17 protein-coding genes are annotated in these 19553 nt (G+C 47.0%); all 17 read left to right on the top strand.

The genetic code is table 11. The features are described 5' to 3' along the window. Positions 1 to 33 precede the first annotated feature (33 nt). Complete coding sequence (locus tag gpAD87_RS30295) at positions 34 to 624, top strand: DUF1572 family protein (RefSeq protein ID WP_064642951.1); 591 nt, start codon at positions 34 to 36, stop codon at positions 622 to 624. After that, positions 621 to 1211 (top strand): histidine phosphatase family protein, encoded by a 591-nt coding sequence (locus tag gpAD87_RS30290; protein WP_064642660.1) that lies wholly within the window; start codon positions 621 to 623, stop codon positions 1209 to 1211. Before gpAD87_RS30295 ends, gpAD87_RS30290 begins: the two co-directional genes overlap by 4 nt. A 3-nt stretch (positions 1212 to 1214) precedes the next feature. After that, on the top strand, positions 1215 to 2045 hold the full coding sequence (locus gpAD87_RS30285) for a DUF2785 domain-containing protein (protein WP_082935408.1): 831 nt from the start codon (positions 1215 to 1217) through the stop codon (positions 2043 to 2045). A gap of 39 nt (positions 2046 to 2084) precedes the next feature. After that, on the top strand, positions 2085 to 2795 hold the full coding sequence (pxpB, locus tag gpAD87_RS30280) for a 5-oxoprolinase subunit PxpB (protein WP_064642658.1): 711 nt from the start codon (positions 2085 to 2087) through the stop codon (positions 2793 to 2795). Next, entirely contained in the window at positions 2792 to 3820 is a 1029-nt protein-coding gene (locus tag gpAD87_RS30275) for a biotin-dependent carboxyltransferase family protein (protein WP_064642656.1), read from the top strand. The genes pxpB and gpAD87_RS30275 overlap by 4 nt, the downstream gene beginning before the upstream one ends. After that, a complete protein-coding gene (locus gpAD87_RS30270) occupies positions 3817 to 4584 on the top strand; it encodes a LamB/YcsF family protein (protein WP_064642654.1) in 768 nt (255 codons plus the stop codon). Before gpAD87_RS30275 ends, gpAD87_RS30270 begins: the two co-directional genes overlap by 4 nt. A 64-nt stretch (positions 4585 to 4648) precedes the next feature. Next, positions 4649 to 5107, top strand: a complete 459-nt coding sequence (locus gpAD87_RS30265) for an NUDIX domain-containing protein (RefSeq protein WP_064642652.1) — start codon at positions 4649 to 4651, stop codon at positions 5105 to 5107. Positions 5108 to 5616: 509 nt separating this feature from the next. Then, the gene (locus gpAD87_RS30260) at positions 5617 to 6033 is read left to right on the top strand and encodes a pyridoxamine 5'-phosphate oxidase family protein (RefSeq protein WP_063566223.1); all 417 of its coding nucleotides are present in this window, start codon (positions 5617 to 5619) and stop codon (positions 6031 to 6033) included. Positions 6034 to 6511: 478 nt separating this feature from the next. Then, the gene (locus tag gpAD87_RS30255; RefSeq protein WP_064642650.1) at positions 6512 to 8770 is read left to right on the top strand and encodes a bifunctional 2',3'-cyclic-nucleotide 2'-phosphodiesterase/3'-nucleotidase; all 2259 of its coding nucleotides are present in this window, start codon (positions 6512 to 6514) and stop codon (positions 8768 to 8770) included. A gap of 213 nt (positions 8771 to 8983) precedes the next feature. After that, positions 8984 to 10027 carry an EAL domain-containing protein gene (locus tag gpAD87_RS30250; protein ID WP_064642647.1) on the top strand — a complete coding sequence of 348 codons (1044 nt, stop codon included), beginning with the start codon at positions 8984 to 8986 and terminating at the stop codon, positions 10025 to 10027. A gap of 216 nt (positions 10028 to 10243) precedes the next feature. Continuing rightward, a complete protein-coding gene (locus tag gpAD87_RS30245) occupies positions 10244 to 12334 on the top strand; it encodes a methyl-accepting chemotaxis protein (RefSeq protein ID WP_082935407.1) in 2091 nt (696 codons plus the stop codon). A 189-nt stretch (positions 12335 to 12523) separates the two neighbouring features. Then, positions 12524 to 13816, top strand: a complete 1293-nt coding sequence (locus gpAD87_RS30240; RefSeq protein ID WP_064642645.1) for an arsenic transporter — start codon at positions 12524 to 12526, stop codon at positions 13814 to 13816. A 757-nt stretch (positions 13817 to 14573) separates the two neighbouring features. After that, positions 14574 to 15497: a phosphate ABC transporter substrate-binding protein PstS family protein gene (locus gpAD87_RS30235; RefSeq protein ID WP_053779802.1), complete on the top strand. Its 924-nt coding sequence runs from the start codon at positions 14574 to 14576 to the stop codon at positions 15495 to 15497. A gap of 142 nt (positions 15498 to 15639) precedes the next feature. Further along, positions 15640 to 16548: a phosphate ABC transporter permease subunit PstC gene (gene pstC, locus gpAD87_RS30230; protein ID WP_099858708.1), complete on the top strand. Its 909-nt coding sequence runs from the start codon at positions 15640 to 15642 to the stop codon at positions 16546 to 16548. Between the two features lie 2 nt (positions 16549 to 16550). Beyond that, positions 16551 to 17438 (top strand): phosphate ABC transporter permease PstA, encoded by an 888-nt coding sequence (gene pstA, locus gpAD87_RS30225; RefSeq protein WP_064642944.1) that lies wholly within the window; start codon positions 16551 to 16553, stop codon positions 17436 to 17438. Positions 17439 to 17450: 12 nt separating this feature from the next. Next, positions 17451 to 18206: a phosphate ABC transporter ATP-binding protein PstB gene (gene pstB, locus gpAD87_RS30220; protein ID WP_063566217.1), complete on the top strand. Its 756-nt coding sequence runs from the start codon at positions 17451 to 17453 to the stop codon at positions 18204 to 18206. A 189-nt stretch (positions 18207 to 18395) separates the two neighbouring features. Further along, positions 18396 to 19526 carry a phosphotransferase enzyme family protein gene (locus gpAD87_RS30215; protein WP_064642641.1) on the top strand — a complete coding sequence of 377 codons (1131 nt, stop codon included), beginning with the start codon at positions 18396 to 18398 and terminating at the stop codon, positions 19524 to 19526. Positions 19527 to 19553: the final 27 nt, after the last annotated feature.

The raw sequence follows: 19553 nt of genomic DNA, 5'->3' as shown, positions 1-19553 counted from the left end.
AGACATTTTGCGAAGGGTTGTGAACGTGTGGATATGAATCAGGTATTTCTGGATACAGCCGAGAAGCAATTTTTGTATTACAAACAGCTTGGTGAAAAGGCCATGGAGCAACTGGAATCTGAGCAACTATTTCAATCCTGGAATGAAGATGCCAACAGTATTGCAGTTATTGTGAAGCATCTATGGGGCAATATGCTGTCCCGTTGGACGGATGTACTGACAACCGATGGAGAAAAGCCATGGCGTGAACGTGATGCGGAATTTGTGAATGATATTTCGACTCGGGAAGAGCTGCTCGCCAAATGGGAGGAAGGCTGGAACTGTCTACTTGGAGCCATTCGTTCTTTTACACCGGAGCAACTGTCTCATATTATATATATCCGCAATGAAGGACATACCGTCATGGAAGCAATTATCCGGCAATTGGCGCATTACCCCTATCATGTGGGGCAGATTATTTATGCAGCCAAAATGCTCAAAGAAACCACATGGAACAGTCTTTCCATTCCGAGAAACGGTTCTAGTCAATATAATGGTGGCAAATTTGCCAAGCCGAAGGCACGAAAACATTTTACAGATGATGAATTACGCATAGAAAAAGGTAAAGGTGAGGAACAGCAATGACACAGATCGCATTGATTCGCCATGGAAGCACGGCATGGAATAAGGAAAAACGTTCACAGGGACAAACGGATAATCCACTGGATCAGGAAGGAAGAGAACAGGCACTATTGCTTGCTGCGAGACTGAGTGAGGAAACGTGGGATGCCATCTATGCGAGTGACCTGGAGCGTGCAAGTGAGACGGCTCGCATCATTGGCGACCGTTTAGGAATACAGGAGATTCATTTGGACCCGAGGTTGCGTGAAATGGGCGGTGGGCAGGTGGAGGGTACGACCGAAGCTGAACGAGTTGCCCAATGGGGAGCGGATTGGAACACTCTGGATTTAGGCCGGGAACTTGCGGATGCAGGTACGATTCGGGGCAGTGCCGCGATAGAAGATATTGTACGACAGCATCCCAATGGAAGAGTGATCGTTGTCAGCCATGGCGCTATTCTCCGTAATACACTGCGAGGTCTGGTGCCTGAACTTGATGTGAGTGCAAAGCTGTCCAACACGTCGATTACCCGGATTTCTTGGGAAACGAATTCTTGGCAATGCGAGCTATACAATTGCAGCGTGCATCTGAATTCCTCCAAGGAGTTGTGATCGATGGATGCTCTGGCATTAAAACAGAAATTGCGGCAGATTCAGTCGGCTAACCTATCTGCCCATGAAGTGGAACATCCTTACGAATTGGCTCTTCATATGATGCAGCATATAGGCAGTCCAGACCCGGTTCTGCGGGATGAACTGATCTATGATACGTTTGCCACCTGGATTGGACAGGGTGTATTTTCGGAAGAACAGCTTAGTCAGCTGTTACAGATGGCGCTGGATGATCAGCACCTTTTTCATGGAATCGGAGAACAAGGCACGGACAGTGTGTTTACCCGAACCTTCTCTGTGCTGCTCCTACCTCCCATTCTGAGTGTAGATCGTCAGCGGCCTTTTCTGAAAAAGGAAGATATAGAGGTTATTCATCATCGGTTGACCACGTATCTGGAGCGTGAAAAAGATGTTCGTGGCTATACCGATGATAAGGGCTGGGCGCACGCACCGGCACACGCGGCAGATGCGGTTGAAGATCTTGCACAGTCTCCTTATATGGAGCGGGCCGCCTTGCGGGAGCTTTTGCATGCGCTCACTGTGAAAATTACCGAATCAAGTGTAGTCTATATCCATGATGAGGATCAACGGATTGCTCATGCAGTGGTCACCATCCTTGGTCGCAATCTGCTGGAGCAAAACGATATTTCGTCTTGGATCGATTCACTGAATCCAAACGATAAGACGGAGGGGAAATCGCTTCTGGAGATCAGCCAGATGAGCTTGAATGTGCGCGTTTTTCTGCAGACGCTCTATCTTGCCATACGGACCGAAGAAGCAGAGCCCTTTCCCGCTGTTCGTTCACTTGTTTTGCAGGCTTTGGAGAAAAAATGATCAAGGGACTATAAACTTGTGGAGAAGGAGGGTGATAGCATGACTGAACTGTCGTATTCATGGACTGAGGATGTGCTGTCTCCTTTGGGCGAAACAGGGGTTATGATCCGTTGTGGGGACACGATATCCGAAGCGGTGCACCGGAGGGTGATGTCGGTATGTACTTTGCTGGAAAAGAGCCAACTACCGGGCATCTTGGAGTGGTTACCTTCGTTTGCATCGGTAACGCTATTCTATGATCCGTTGATTTCCCCGTACCACGAGGTATGCGGAAGGCTGCTTCATGAGTTGAACAAGATGCAAGAGGCAACGCTGGCTGAACCCAGAACGATCATTATTCCCGTATGTTATGGTGGTGAATTGGGTCCTGATCTGGAATATGTCGCTACTGAACATGGGCTTACGCCAGATGAGGTCATAGCTATTCATACATCCGGAGATTACCTGGTTCACATGATCGGATTCGCGCCGGGTTTTCCTTATTTGGGCGGATTATCGGAGAAGATCGCTACGCCCAGACGACCTACACCTCGGCTTCGAGTTGAGGCGGGAACGGTGGGCATTGGTGGCAAACAAACGGGAGTTTATCCGGTGACGACTCCCGGCGGATGGCAATGTATCGGCCGCACACCGCTGGCGCTATTTCGTCCGATGGAAAATCTACCAAGCCTGCTGGCAGCAGGGGATCGGGTTCGTTTTGCATCGATATCTCTTCAGGAGTATCTGGAACAAAAGGAGGGCGAGCGATGAGTATTGAAGTCATTCGCCCAGGTTTGTTATCCACCGTTCAGGACGAAGGAAGAATGGGATTTCGCCGGTATGGAATTCATCCGGGCGGGGTTATGGATACCTTTGCGGCCAGAGCAGCCAATGCACTGGTTGGGAATTCCCGTGATGCTGCTGTGCTGGAGATGACGATTACGGGACCGGAGCTTCGTTTCCATGAAAATCGGCTGATCTCTTTATGTGGTGCGGATCTGACAGCAACTGTGGATGATCTGCCTGTTCCACTATGGCGTCCGGTCGTGTTGCTTGCTGGAAGTGTGCTGAGATTTGGACGATGCCGTTCCGGTTTGCGGTCTTATATGGCGATTGCTGGTGGAATCGCTGTACCTGAGATCATGGGCAGTAGAAGCACGGATCTCAAGACAGGTTTTGGTGGGTTTGAAGGCCGTGCCTTGAAGGTGGGAGACAGGTTGTCTGCGGGAGAAGCCTCTCGGGAAGCGCAAGCGGCGTTGCATGGATTGATAGTAGAAGCTGAAAAGAATAACTGGCGGATGCATGCACCTGCCTGGTATTTGTCCAGCAGGGAATGGCCCGCCTACCATGCTGAACCTGTTATTCGTGTCATGCCGGGCAAAGACAGCGCAGAGTTTAATGAAGATAGTCTGGAACGATTCCATAAAGAACGATATGTGATCTCTCCTCAATCGGATCGGATGGGTTATCGATTGGAGGGTGCAAAGCTAGAACTCGTTCAACCGATGGATCGGCTGTCCGAAGCCGTCACCTATGGTACAGTTCAGGTGCCAGCAGATGGTCAGCCCATCATATTGATGGCCGATCATCAGACTATCGGGGGCTATCCTGTGATCGCACAGGTGGCACGAGTAGATTTGCCGATACTGGCACAGGCAAAGCCAGGGGATCGGGTTACTTTTGAACGGATTACATATGAAGAAGCACGGCAGCTATTCCTGGAACAGGAGTTGGAGTGGCGACTAACCGATCAGCTGATTCGCAGGAGATTGGCAGAAATGGGGGACCATCAATGAACACGGTGGATATCAACTGTGACCTTGGCGAAAGTTACGGGGTGTACCGGATGGCGTCGGATGAGTCGATTCTGCCGCTAATCACTTCAGCCAACATCGCTTGTGGATTTCATGCGGGTGACCCGGCAACGATGCGGCAAACCGTACAGCAAGCATTAGAGCATCAGGTTGCCATCGGCGCCCATCCCGGTCTGCCGGATTTGCAGGGTTTTGGCAGAAGACGTATGGATATTACACCACGGGAAGCCTATGACATGGTTGTGTATCAGATTGGTGCGCTGGATGCTTTTGTCCGTTCATACGGGGGGCGTATGCATCATGTGAAGCCTCATGGAGCCTTGTATAACATGGCTGCTGAAGATAATCAACTCGCTGAGGGAATCGCCGAGGCGCTTTATAAGGTGCAACCGGAACTGTACCTCTATGGCCTGGCCGGAAGTGCGCTGATACAGGCAGCGGATCGCATTGGACTGCGCAGTGTCAGTGAAGTTTTTGCGGATCGAACCTACGGACCGGATGGGACTCTAACCCCACGCAGTCAGCCCGGGGCTGTCATTCAGCAGACCGAACAAGCTCTTGTTCAAGTGCTGCGCATGGTGAAAGAGGGAATCGTTGTGTCGACGGAAGGTACACCTGTATCCATAAAGGCAGAGACAATTTGCATCCACGGCGACGGAGCGCATGCACTAGCATTTGCTCAAGAGATACGTACGTTGCTTGAATCTGATGGAATTAACCTTTTTGCACCTGGAGTTACTAGATGAGTGCTAACAGTAACCGAGGGCCAGAGGTCGATCTACAAGAGTTTGTAAGGAGTGAAATTAGAGCATGAAACCGATACGTAATTCGGCAAAGGCCGTTATTGTACAGGATGGACGTTTGCTGGTGATCCGGCTGGAGGATCAATATGGTGACGCTTATGTTTTCCCCGGCGGAGGACAGGAGAAAGGCGAAGAACTTAAGGATGCCGTTGCCCGTGAATGTCTGGAGGAGATTGGACAGGCGGTGACTGTGGGAGAATTGCTGCATATCCGGGAGTATATCGGAAAAAACCATGAATTTGCCGAGTGGGATGCCGATGTCCACCAGGTTGAATTTTATTTTGAATGCAGATTGATTGATTCGAAAGCAACAATCTTCGAAGGCTCTAATCCAGACGACCATCAGGTAGCTGTAGAATGGATTTCGCTTGAAGAGCTGTCCAAGGTTCGCCTATATCCGAAAACAATTGGTGAGTTGCTCCAGAATAAGAATTCATCACGCATTTATCTTGGAGATTTGAATTAAAACTGTCACGTTTACGAACGGGTTCATGGATTCACCATAGATGAGGTGGGTACACTATAAGTACAGGCTTATATACAACAATGTGATATAAGCGAAGAGATCAGAGATAGGCAATCAAGTATGCTTATCTTTGAGATTTTAGCTTATCTACCCTAATGTTGAAGAACAATGGAAGTAGTGAAGGGGACGGAATCGATTCTGAAGAAGCGAAGCGTTTGCTTGCATCCTAGATTTTCACTTATATATCCGTTGAATTAAACATTTACACGATAACGGAGAGGACAGAAGAAACCTGAAAAAGCAAAGCGTTCGCCTTTATCACCGGATTTTCCCTTGAGAATAGGGAGTCAAAAAATCTGGGGATAACAGCGATTGGAAGGTTGTTCTGTCTTCGTAGTGTCAGTGTAAATCGTCTGCGAGACAACAGCGATCGAAAGAACGATCCGTACCCGTAACGGTCGCCTACAACGTTCTTCAAATATTCCCCCAAATCGAAAGGAGCATGTCCCATGAACCAGACTGAATTGGAACAAAACATTGTAAAAGCATTGGAAAACAACCCTTTTTGCAGTTTCTCCACGGTGGAGAACGGTAAACCGAAATCCCGCTATATGGCGCTTTTCAACGATGGAATGAACATTCATCTGGCGACAAACCGCCGTACGCACAAGGTAGAGGAGCTGGAGAATAATCCGAACGTCAGCCTTTTGCTAGGTTATGAAGCGGGCGGCTCCAAGGAAGTGGTTGAGATTGAAGGAACATGCGAAGTGACGAAAAATGAAGGTTTACGCGAACAGGTATGGAATGATGAACTAAAAGCTTGGTTTGACGGCCCGAACGATCCCAATTATGTCATTCTGGACATTACCCCAAAACGGATTGAATACATCGGCAAAGATCATGAGCATCAGGTGTGGGAGCAATAATTTTAGATATTGAAAATCACCTTTTCTAAGTGGAAGGCCGTGCCGACTATTTGGAAAAGATATAGCAAACCGTGAACGCCAGAAGGCTTCACGGTTTTTTGATATGGGTCGATTCAGCTAATATGGATATAGATGTAAGCCACATGTAATATACGTTTTTAACAGCGTGAGTAAACTATTTTCATCCAAAAACATGCAAAAGATGTCGAAATCACGCATGTTATTGTAAACTGGGGTAGGTATGTGCGGATAACGTAAAAAATAATGCTTTTCAATGACTGAACATTGCGTTATGATTTGGAATGTAAACGGTACGCACAGATATGAATAGATGTTCATGTGAGATAAACTAACCTGGAATTCTGAACCATACGATCAGAAAATCAGTACGCACAACCCATGAGATCTTTCGCATTTCTGCGCTTATTCGTTTGCTCACTAATGCATGATTCAATGTACATAACCGGGAGGGGTTATTTTGAGAAAGAGTAAAAAAGTATTATCAAGCCTGACTGCCGCTTTGGTTGCATTAAACGTGCTTGCGGTATTTCCGGTACCTGTATCGGCTGCGGACGCTACCAAGGTTAAATTGCGGATCATGGAAACAACGGACATTCACGACAACCTGATTAACTATGACTACTATTCCGACAAAGAGACAGACCAGTATGGTCTGGCGAAGACAGCTACGCTGATCAAAAAAGCCCGTGACGAAGCAAAGAACAGCTTGCTGTTCGACAACGGTGACCTGATCCAGGGTAACCCGCTCGGGGATTATGTAGCGAAGATTGATCCACTCAAAAAGGGTGAGACTCACCCTGTATATAAAGCGATGAACCTGCTCGATTATGATGCAGGAAACATCGGTAACCATGAGTTTAACTATGGTTTGGATTTCCTTGACATGACGCTGGAAGGTGCGAACTTCCCTTACATCAATGCCAACGTATATGTAGATGACGGTGACGACGATGAGACGAATGACAAGAACTATTTCACCCCGTATAAAATTTTAGACAAAAAAGTTACCGATGAGAGTGGCAAAGAGCACACCATCAAGGTGGGTGTCATCGGATTTGTACCACCACAAGTAATGCAGTGGGACAGCGCTAATCTGGAAGGCAAAGTCATTGCCAAAGACATTATCGCTACTGCGAAAAAATTCATTCCTAAAATGAAGGCTGAAGGTGCCGACATTATTGTAGCTATTCCTCACTCCGGTTTTGAAGATATTCCGCAAACGGATCTGATGGAAAACTCAGTATTGTATCTGAGCCAGGTTGAAGGCATTAATGCCATTCTGTTCGGACATGCCCATAAAGTATTCCCAAGCGCTGATTTTGCCGGTAAAAAAGGTGTAGACCTTGAAAAAGGTACAATCAATGGCGTTCCTGCTGTAGAGCCAGGCTTCTGGGGTGACCACCTTGGAATTATCGATCTGGATCTGGAACTGGTAGACGGCAAATGGAAAGTGGCAGACTCCAAAGTGGAGGCACGCCCAATCTATGACACAGCCAACAAAAAAGCTCTGGTAGATGCTGATCAAGAGATCGTTGATGCTGTTCATGACGAACATGAAGGTACGCTTGAGTATGTGCGTGGCCCAGTCGGCGAAACGACAGCTCCAATCAACAGCTTCTTTGCACTGGTTCAGGATGATCCATCCATTCAGATCGTAACCAATGCACAGAAATGGTATGTTGAAAAACATATGCAAGGAACAGAATACGAAGATATTCCTGTATTGTCTGCAGGAGCTCCGTTCAAAGCAGGCGGACGTTCAGGTGCATCGTATTACACGAATATCCCTAAAGGCACCATTGCGATTAAAAACGTAGCTGACTTGTACGTGTATCCAAATACGGTACATGCCGTGTTGGTTAATGGCGCTGAGCTGAAAGAATGGTTGGAATGGTCTGCTGGCCAATTTAACCAGATCGATCCGGCAAAAGGTGGACAGCAACAATTGGTCAATATGGACTTCCCAACGTATAACTTCGACGTTATCGATGGTGTTACGTACCAAATTGATGTAACACAACCAGCGAAATACGATGGCAAAGCAACGATTGTAAATGCTTCAGCCAACCGGATTAAAGACCTGAGCTTCAATGGTAAACCGGTTGATCCTGCTCAAAAATTCATCGTGGCAACGAATAACTATCGTGCTTCTTCGTCCAAATTGGCTAACCCAGACGGTAAACGTATCGTCTTGGCTGCACCGGATGAGAACCGTCAAGTGATCATTGATTACATCCGTGAGAACAAAACGATTAACCCGGCAGCAGATGGCAACTGGTCGCTTGCACCAATTAAGCCTTCTGCAGGTGTAACGGCAGCTGCACTTAACGATCTTGAAGTGGTATTCGCGTCTTCCCCAGATGCCAAAGCATTGGTTGAAGCGAACCCGGCGATGTCCTTTATTGGGACAAACAAAGATGGTTTTGCTGAGTATGGCTTGAAATTGACAGGAGAAGCAACAACGACTCCAGAAACAGGTACGGAGCCTGCTCCAACGCCTACGAAACCAGACCCAACTCCAACTAAACCTACAACCAAGCCACAACCTGAGAAACCAGCAGGCGGCAAAGTGGTTCATGTAGTGAAAAAAGGAGATAACCTCTACCGCATCGGCTTGAAATACGGTGTGGACTGGCGCAAGCTGGTTTCCGTAAATAAAATTACAAATGTGCATAATCTTAAAGTTGGACAGAAAATCGTAATTCCCGCTTCTTAAGATTAATTAGCGGTAAATGAAGACCGACAGTCATCAGACTGTCGGTCTTTTTAATGCTATGCTGATACGTTAATGCATCAGTAACCGTCATAGTTGATGTCATCAAAACAGTAGAGATAAATTTCAAGACCCATGCTATAATATTTACAAACTTTGGGTATATACCAGTAAACATTAATGAGATAGAATCACAAACTGGCAAGGGGGTTCTACATGAATTGCAGTGGCTGCAGTCCAATTCATCCTATAGAGGATCAAGGTACCCTGTATATGCGTCCCATCTCCCCCGCTTTGCTGGAAGCACTGCAAAAGCAGGGAAGACATATCGAACATTCGGATGAACTCATCTGGATGCATTTTTTGAATCTTGAATCTGTAAAACGTTGTATTGAGGATATTCTCAAGATTGAAGCGACCCTGCCAGATATGTTAACGGTTCAGGTCACTCCACTGTATGGCCAGGCCGATGCTGATAGCTGGATTAGTCTATCCATGCAGGAAGCTCGCCTCAAACATGCTGATCTGGTTTCTGTTATTCTGGAACATCAATTCAGCAGTCATATGCAGCCAATCGTAGATGCATCGGAGCAGATTATCGGATTTGAATTTTTACTTCGTCCTGCTGAACAGGGTAGACCCTTCAGTGCATATGAATTATTTGAAGTTGCAAGGGATACCGGATTGCATTCTTTTCTGGATCGGACAGCACGTGTTGCTGCCATCGAGACGAGTGCCGTTCTTTTACCGCATGGTGTCAAACGTTTTGTGAATTTCCTGCCTTCCTCCATCTATAACCCCGAATACTGCCTGACGCACACATTTGAGACGATTGAACGCCTTTCGCTAGACCCTAAGGATTTTGTGTTTGAAGTGGTGGAAACGGAACAGATTCAGCATATGTCCATCTTGCAGCATATTTTTGAGGTGTATCGTTCTCATGGAATGTCGGTTGCCTTGGATGACGTGGGGGCCGGATTCTCGACGATCGAAGTAATGAATCGGCTGAAGCCGGATTTTGTCAAAATAGATCGGAGCCTCATTGATCATTGTGATCATGATTTGAACAAACAGCAGCAAATTATCAATATTGTTGAGATGTCGCGTCGATTTGAGGGGCGGGTACTTGCCGAAGGCATTGAACGAATCGAGGAATTTGATTTCTGTCGATCCGTGGGTATTGATTTGGCACAAGGGTATTATTTTGGTAAGCCAACCGCATATCCGCCACAAGGTCCCTACGGAAAAACATCTGCATAAACAATAAAATACGGATGTACCAACAAGTCACTTCGCATGATCGGAGTGGCTTGTTTGTCATGCTATGTAAATTTATAAATACGCTCATCCAACCGATATATAGGATAGGCCTTTAGATTAGATGGGCGTCTATGTGACACCTTATTTAATTAGATTGGGGAGGTCCTACATAAAAAAGAAAAAGGGCAGATTTATATTTGGAGGGGGAGAAGCAAAATGGGGAACATTCAGGGGAATGAGCAAGTTAAGGCAGCAACCAAGCCAGCCAAGCCAAAAGATAATAAACCGAAAAAGAAAAACAAAAAGGGCTTCGTCTGGAGCATAAGGAACAAATTATTGGTATCCTTCCTGGCGGTTCTGCTCTTGCCGAGTCTAGCCATTGGGATCGTTACGCTGATTATCGCTGATAATACGGTGGAAGACCAACTGATGGACAGTGCCAAACAAAGTGTAGACACAACGAATTCAATCATTGGGACACATGTGGATGCGAAGATTCATGATATCAATTATTTTGCCAGTTTGATTGAGAAAGACATGATTAAAGGACAAAATGAAAGTCCTGAGCTTGAAATGAAATTGAAACAGTATCTGGGTTTACATCCGGATGCTTTAAATATTTTTGTGGGAACCAAAGAGGGAGTCATGGTCCGTGGTAAGGAATCTGCGGGAAGCTCACAAGGGTCGCCCTATGATCCCCGGGAACGCGAATGGTACAAGCTAGCAATAGAGAAGCCAGGCACTACAGTAGTTTCACCTGTATCCAAAAATACGGACGGCATTGCTGTTGTTTTTGTCTCCAAAACGCTTGATGATCAATCCGGTGTTATTGGTTTATCCATGAATCTAACAGAACTGCGAAAACAGGCATCCATTAAGGTTGGCAAAGAAGGGTATGTCGTCATCTTGGATGCAGACAAAAATTATGTCGTATCTCCAGTCGTGGAAGCCGGTACACAAGAACCAACAACTGTGCTGGATCCAATGTATGAGAGCAAGGAAGGTGAGTTCAGTTATATCTATAATGATGATGCCAAAACCATGATTTTCTCTACTAATGAGGAAACCGGGTGGAAGATTGGTGGCACAATGTTCCAAAGTGAAGTATCCAATGCAAGTAAAGACATTCGTGTAACTACTTTAATAGTTATTCTGGTTGCCACATTGCTTACTCTGATCTTCATTATTTGGTTTACACGTTCGATGCTGCGTCCGATTAAACGTCTGCAGGAATCCGCCAGATCCGTAAGTAAAGGCGACCTGACGGTAAAATTGGACACAGGACGCAAAGATGAGGTAGGCGATCTGGCGAAATACTTTGAACGGATGGTCGACAATCTGCGCATGATGATTCTGGGTGTACAGGAAACAGCAGAGCAGGTATCTGCCTCCTCACAGGAATTGTCCGCTAGTGCGGATCAAACAACCAAAGCTATTGAGCATTCAACGATGGCAATTCAGGAACTTGCCGAGGGTGCCGAGCAGCAAGTGAAGAGTGTAACGGATGGATCGGGACAAATGAGCCAAATGGCGGAAGATGTTCGCATGATGTCTGAGCGAGTGCAATCCATTACAACGAATATGCGGCATACATCTGGAGCAGCGCATTCAGGTAATGAGGCTGCAGGTCAGGCAGTAGAGCAGATGAATAGCATTCAGGAAACGGTGGAACAACTGGCGACCGTGGTTCAGTCACTGAATGCACGGTCCGTTGAGATTGGCAGCATGGTAGATGTGATTGCCACGATCTCGAAACAAACTAATCTACTGGCCCTGAATGCTTCCATTGAAGCGGCAAGAGCGGGTGACGCTGGCCGTGGCTTCGCAGTTGTAGCGGGAGAGGTGCGGAAGCTTGCGGAAGAATCGGGAAGCTCGGCAGCACAAATTGGTGAACTGGTTCATAATATTCGTCTGGATATGGATGCTGCTCTAAACGCTATGAATGCAGCTCAGACTCGGGTTGGAGACGGACTTCAAGCTGTGAACACTTCTGGACAATCCTTCGCACAGATTCGGGAGGCTGTGGAGGATGCTGCTCATACGCTGGATGATTTGTCCGAAACGACGAAGCAATTGGAGAGTGGCGCTTCCAACGTTGCCAAAGCAATGAACGATATATCCATTGTGACCCAAGAATCTGCTGCGAATACAGAATCCGTCTCGGCATCTTCTCAGGAACAGCTGGCATCTGTAGAGGAGATCGCTTCGTCTTCAGCACATCTGAACAGTATGGCGGAGCAACTACAAGGATTGTTGGGTATGTTCAAAATGGTGGAGGACACGCCGAAGGATGGGGACAAGTCCTAACCATTAGACGATATCTTTTAACGCAGTTTCTATAGAGATTAGAAGGAAATAAAGATAGACATTTCTCCTGCAGCCCTGTATAACTATAGCGTCTGGTTAATCCGCAAGAATTGCGGTGTAATCATATCTGGCAGGCCATTCTCATATCATGCTCCAAAACATGATGAATACAGCGGCGCAGGAGGCTTTATGACATATGTAGCAATTCTGATTTTTGTCCTGACCATCACATTGGTTATCTGGCAACCACGGGGGTTGGGTATTGGTTGGTCCGCCATGGGTGGGGCTTTGCTAGCATTGATGTGTGGTGTCGTCAGTCTGAACGATGCATCTGATGTGGCATCCATTGTATGGAATGCAACGCTCGCTTTTGTCGGCATTATCATGATTTCATTAATACTCGATGAGACAGGTTTCTTCGAATGGGCCGCTCTTCATATGGCAAGGTTGGCAGGAGGAAATGGACGTAGGCTCTTTATCTATTCCATTTTGCTCGGCGCGGCGGTGTCGGCGCTCTTCGCCAATGATGGTGCAGCGCTAATCCTCACCCCGATTGTGCTCGCGATGGTACGTGCATTGAAGTTCCATGAGCGCATGGTACTCGCCTTTGTTATGGCTAGTGGATTTATCGCGGATACAACGTCGTTGCCGCTGGTCGTCAGCAACCTGGTGAATATCGTATCTGCGGATTATTTCGGTATTACATTTGTGGAATATGCGGTGCGGATGATTGTGCCTAATCTCTTTTCCATCGTGGCGAGTACCGGGATGCTGTTCTTGTTTTATCGCAAAAGCATCCCGCTTCGCTACGATATTTCTGCAGCACGTGATCCACGGGAAGCTATTCGTGATCCGCGGATGTTCCGCATCGCCTGGTTCATGCTGGTGCTGCTGCTCGTGGCCTATGCCTCCAGTGAGTTTTTGCCGATTCCCGTATCGGTTATCGTCGGCGCCGTAGCACTTTTGTTCGCTATATTGGCAAGAAAGAGCGAAGCTGTGGACCTGAAACGCGTGATCAAGGAAGCACCATGGTCCATTGTCGTGTTCTCGGTGGGCATGTATATCGTGGTGTATGGACTGCGTAATGCCGGCTTAACCGATCATTTGAGCCGCTGGCTTGATGCCATCGCAGACCATGGTTTGTTAGCTGCCTCAGTGGGAATGGGCATGATCGCTGCGATATTGTCATCTTTAATGAACAACTTGCCCACCGTTTTAATTAACGCATTGGCGATTCAGGGTGCACACACCGAAGGTATTGTACGTGAGGCGCTAATCTATGCCAATGTGATTGGTTCCGATCTGGGTCCCAAAATGACGCCAATCGGTTCACTTGCCACACTACTGTGGCTGCATGTGCTGTCCCGCAAAGGTGTAAAGATTACATGGGGATATTATTTCAAGGCAGGCATCATCTTAACCATTCCCACACTATTAATCACCTTGGCCGGATTGGCATTATGGCTATGGATTCTGGGTTAATAAAATCGCATTTTACATTAACAATCATCATATGATCCAACTTATTGTAGAAAGCTGCTCTCATTTGCTGGTGCTACCTACCAGCTATGAGGCAGTTTTTTTGTTTCTTCTATAGAAGAAACAAATTCTCTTTTTACATTACATGTACACAATGGCCAGCCTTCTACAGTGCTGGCCTTCTTTTTTGCCATCCCCCAGTCTGAGGATTAAAATGCCTGAGACACAACCAGCGCTGACACAGCGCAGGGAACGGAACGATTGTGTAAACGCGAAGCTTATTCTGTGTAAGGATTTTACCTGTAAGAAAGGTCAAAATTATCATTAGTTCTTAATGGGTAGATAAAACACCGAACGTAGTGGAGGGGACGGGACGGGACGGAATCGATTCTGAAGAAGCGAAGCGTTCGCCTTTGTCTCCGAGTTTTAACATTATACATATCAAATCAAAAAAAATTGGAGACAACAGCGATCGGAAGAACGATCCGTAACCGGAACGGCCAGTCGAAAGTATTAGCGACTTATTCATTATGTAATAAAAATCTGGACACAATACGGATTGAAACAACGTCAGTTCCCGGAGCGGCCACTTCAGCGCAATTTGTAACAGATGCATTTCAATCCAGTAAACATTTTTAACATTGCGTTTACAAAACATTGATTTTGAGATGACATAACGCAACTACAATGAATAAAGAGTTGATGGTGAACAAAAATAAAAGCAAATCGCCGTCACTAATTTGGGGGAGGAAAACAAAACATGTTTAAAAAGTTGCCGTTCATTTTGATGACCTTAACGTTCGTACTGGTACTCGCAGCATGCGGATCGAAAAATGACGCTGGTACAGAGGGAAGCAATGGTTCCACAGGAGAAACTGCTACTGAACTTAGTGGTAACATTCTCGCTGTTGGATCAACAGCACTGCAACCTCTGGTAGAGCAAGCTGGACAAAAATTTATGGCAGTTGATGAATATAAGAACGTGATGGTACAAGTGCAAGGCGGCGGTAGTGGTACAGGTCTGACACAAGTATCCGAAGGACAAGCTACAATCGGTAACTCTGACGTATTTGCAGAAGAGAAAATCGATGACGCAGCAAAAGTAAGCGAACTGAAAGACCACCAAGTGGCTGTTGTAGCCATCGCTCCAGTAAGCAACAAAGATGCAGGTGTACAAGATTTGACGAAGCAACAACTGATCGACATTTTCTCTGGTAAAATCACAAACTGGAAAGATGTTGGCGGTAAAGATCAAGCCATCGTTATCGTAAACCGTCCTAGCAGCTCCGGTACTCGTGCAACATTCGAGAACTTTGCACTGGGAACAAAAGTGGAAGATATCCAAGGTTCTATTCAGGAAGATTCCTCCGGTACAGTTAAAAAGCTCGTAGCTGAAACGCCGGGCGCTATTGGTTACTTGGCTCTGTCCTACCTGGATGACAGCCTGCAAGTTTTGAAATACGAAGGTGTAGAAGCAACGGTTGAGAACGTAGAAGCAGGAACTTATCCGGTATGGGCTTACGAGCACATGTACACTAAAGGTGACCCGGATGCAGCAACAAAAGCATTCCTCGACTACATCCTGAGTGACGAAATTCAACAAAACGACGTGACGGAGCTTGGTTACATCCCAGTATCCGGCATGAAAGTAAAACGTGACGCAGCAGGCACTGTGACTCAATAATCTTTGAACTTGCGCATACAGCGAGAGAGGCGGACCTAGGTCCTGCCTCTTTGCGCGGTTTGCTCTGGATTAATCCCATATTTTGCATGAATTCTACTATAGAAGGATGGTTGTTATGGAACAGACCGAAGGGGGAACGGTAATGAACAACAAGTTGAAACCGCGCCGGCCCTTGAGAGAGAAGCATTATTGGGAAGAGTGGACGGGACGGATCTATACGTCGATTTGTGTCGTTTTCCTGATCGTTGTCATGTTTTCCATCGTTTATTTTGTAGCGTCCAAAGGCTTGTCGACCTTTTTCCAGAATGGCGTAAGTTTACGCGAATTTTTATCCGGAAAAACGTGGAACCCAACGGGGGAACCCGCTGCCTACGGAGCGTTGCCGTTCATTACCGGTTCATTCATAACAACATTGCTTGCAGCTCTGATTGCAAGTCCGCTTAGCTTGTGTGCAGCGCTCTTCATGACCGAGATTGTACCAGGTAAAGGTAAAAAGATATTGCAACCTGCGATTGAATTGCTGTCTGGTATTCCTTCCGTTGTGTACGGGTTTATCGGTCTCAGTGTTATCGTTCCTTTATTGCGCAGCATGTTTGGCGGAGCCGGCGTCGGGATTGCAGCCGGATGTTTGGTTCTGTCTGTTATGATTTTGCCTACCGTAACAAGCATTATGGCAGATGCACTGTCTGCACTGCCGAAAGGTCTGCGTGAATCATCCTACGCACTGGGGGCAACTCGCTGGCAAACGATTTACCGTGTCATTATCCCGACGGTTCTTCCAGCTTTGCTGACAGGGATTGTACTGGGTATGGCTCGCGCATTTGGTGAAGCTCTTGCCGTACAGATGGTCATCGGGAATGCGCCGCATGTACCGACATCACTGCTCGAATCGGCTTCAACGTTAACGAGTGTAATCACCTTGAGTATGGGTAACACCACGATGGGATCTGTTCATAATAATGCACTGTGGAGTATGGCGCTTGTCCTGCTGGTGATGACCTTTGTCTTCGTCATTCTGGTTCGCCTGCTTGAAAGGAGGAACCGGGTATGAAAATGAAGGCTAAAACGGTAGATAAAGTTGCCACATCCGTTATCGTTGTTCTGGCCCTGTTCATTGTTGTTCTCTTGCTCGGTTTGCTTGGCTTCATTCTGGTACGTGGGATTGGCCAGATTAACTGGCACTTCCTGACCAGTTCACCACAGTTACTCAAAGGTGGAGGCGGGATTGGACCGCAATTATTCAACTCGATTTTCCTGCTTGTTCTGACCCTGATTATTACCATCCCTCTCGGATGGGGTGGCGGTATTTATATGGCTGAGTACGCCAAGCCGGGCCGGATCACAAGTTTTATTCGACTGGTTGTCGAAGTGTTATCCTCGTTCCCGTCTATCGTTATTGGTTTGTTCGGACTCTTGTTAATTGTTAATAAATTTGGTCTCGGATTCTCCTTATTATCGGGTGCCATGGCCTTGGCTATATTCAATCTTCCACTCATGGTGCGGACAACGGAGCAAGCGTTCCGGGCCGTTCCAAAAGAGCAGAAGGAAGCAGGTCTTGCACTCGGATTGTCCAAATGGAAAATTATTACTTCCATTCTGCTGCCTGTGGCATTGCCAAGCTTAATCACGGGTACGATCCTGGCATCGGGCCGGATCTTCGGTGAAGCAGCAGCCCTGATGTTCACAGCAGGTATGAGTAGTCCACCGCTGGACTTCACGGACTGGAATCCAACGAGTCCAAGATCGCCGATCAATCCATTGCGTCCGGCAGAGACGCTGGCCGTGCACATCTGGAAAGTAAACAGTGAAGGCATTGGCCCGGATTCCAAAGAAGTAGCAGCTGGCGCTTCAGCCGTGCTTGTACTTCTCGTACTGGCGTTCAATCTGAGTGCACGCTGGATCGGTCGGGTGGTTTACCGCCGCATGACAGCTTCGAAATAAGGAGGAACGAACATGGCCATACCTTTTGGTACGGAACAGTTAAGCATATATTATGGGCATTTTCAGGCAGTTAAGCAGATCAGCCTGACTTTTCCCGAAGCCAGTGTAACGGCACTCATTGGACCATCCGGCTGTGGTAAATCCACGTTCCTGCGGTCGCTCAACCGAATGAACGACGAGATTGCCGGTTCCCGCACCGAGGGACATATCTGGATGGATGGCAATGATCTGAATGAGCCGGGCACAGATGTAATCAAGCTTCGTCAGAAGATCGGCATGGTGTGGCAGAAGCCGAACCCTTTCCACAAGTCTATCTACAACAATATCGCGTTTGGCCCCCGCTACCGCGGTATCAAGAACAAGAAGGCACTGGATGAAATTGTGGAAAAAAGCTTGCGTCGCGCTGCGCTCTGGGACGAAGTGAAGGACAGACTGAATGAATCTGCCCTGGCCCTTTCGGGTGGGCAACAGCAGCGGCTCTGTATCGCCCGCGCGTTGTCGGTTGATCCGCAGATTTTGCTGCTCGATGAGCCGGCATCTGCGCTTGACCCGGTATCAACGGGTAAGGTGGAGGAGTTGATCTCGGAGCTCAAGAAGGAGCTGCGGATCGTGATTGTTACCCATAATATGCAGCAGGCGGCACGCATCTCGGATTATACAGCTTATTTTTATCTGGGAAGCATGATTGAGCACGGGGATACGGAACATATTTTCACCAACCCGGACAATCGTCTGACTCAAGAATATATTATGGGACGTTTCGGTTAACTGTTAAATTGGATGGAGTATGAGATCGATGATAGATTTATAGAGATAGAAGGAAGCATAACACTCGGGCGAGGTCGTTCGGGGGTTATGCTTTTTTACATCATTCTACATATGGAATAGTTTGCCAAAATAAAAACAATCATGCTACGATATTTGTGAGCACCACCTTTAATTTGATAAGAGAAGGAGATGTGGATCATAACTACCCATAAGATTGCCCATGACACCATGGCAACTGAAATTATCTCGCATTATTCCATAGAAAAGCCTTCAATTTCCTTTATCCGACATAATGAAAATCTAACGTATCAGGTGGTTGATGAATCAACCGGAGAGAAGTACCTATTGCGTATACATAAAGCCGCTTTTGCAAGCATGACGGGCATCCAGCATACACGACCTGCACTTGAAGCAGAGATGAATCTACTTTATGAATTACGGGCTACCAGACCATTGCGGGTGCAGACTCCTGTACGCAATACATCGGATGAGTGGGTCACCGTCTGGTTGGACGAAGCAGGAGAAGAGATCTGTTGTACTGTTCTGGAATGGATTGAGGGCAGGGATATTAAGCAGGGAGAACGTCTGACAACAGCGCAGATTCATGATTTGGGCGTACAGTTGCAGACGTTGCACCAATATGGACGACGACCAACGGGAGCTCCTGAGCCTCAGGTGGGTTCACTGAAGTCTGAAAGCGGGCAGCAGACGAATGACCGTGAACAGCACGCTGATAAGGCGATCATCTCAGATATATATAACGATAGCCCTGCCTTAGAGCAAATGGGAGTAAGACCAGCCTATGGCTCGATCAAAGAGAATCTGGTCATGTTGGAGCAATTGGAGGAAGGCGTTAGACGTGGTATCTTTACTCCTGAAGATTTCGATCTGATTCGTGAGACGTTTGAGAACATTAACAGGCAACTCGAAGCGTATCCGCAGAATGCCGAGACATGGGGAGTGATTCACGGGGACATCACCCGCGGTAATCTGCTAGTGACGGATCAGGGTATATCTATGATTGATTTTTGTTTATACGGTTATGGCTACTATCTCTTTGATGCCGGAGGTGCGGCTACGATTTTCAATCGGGAGGAACGGGATGTCTTCCTATCGGGATATACGGAGCAGACAGGACCACTGACGAAGCGTGATATTCGGTTAATGGAAGGATTCATGCTGATCTTTACGTTCGGCTATTTTGCATTTCAGATGGAGAATGAGTCCAGGTACGAATGGATGAAAGAGCGAATGCCTCTTATATGCAGCAAATTTTGCAAACCATATGTACAGAACGAGAGTATTTTCTATGAGTTATAATTTGTGATTTCTAGTGGGTGGGTAGCG

The sequence above is a fragment of the Paenibacillus sp. AD87 genome (genome assembly GCF_001659845.1).
Taxonomy (GTDB): Bacteria; Bacillota; Bacilli; order Paenibacillales; family Paenibacillaceae; genus Paenibacillus; species Paenibacillus marchantiae.
The sequence above is the reverse complement of the archived record's forward strand: the minus strand, read 5'-3'. Positions and strand labels throughout refer to the sequence as shown.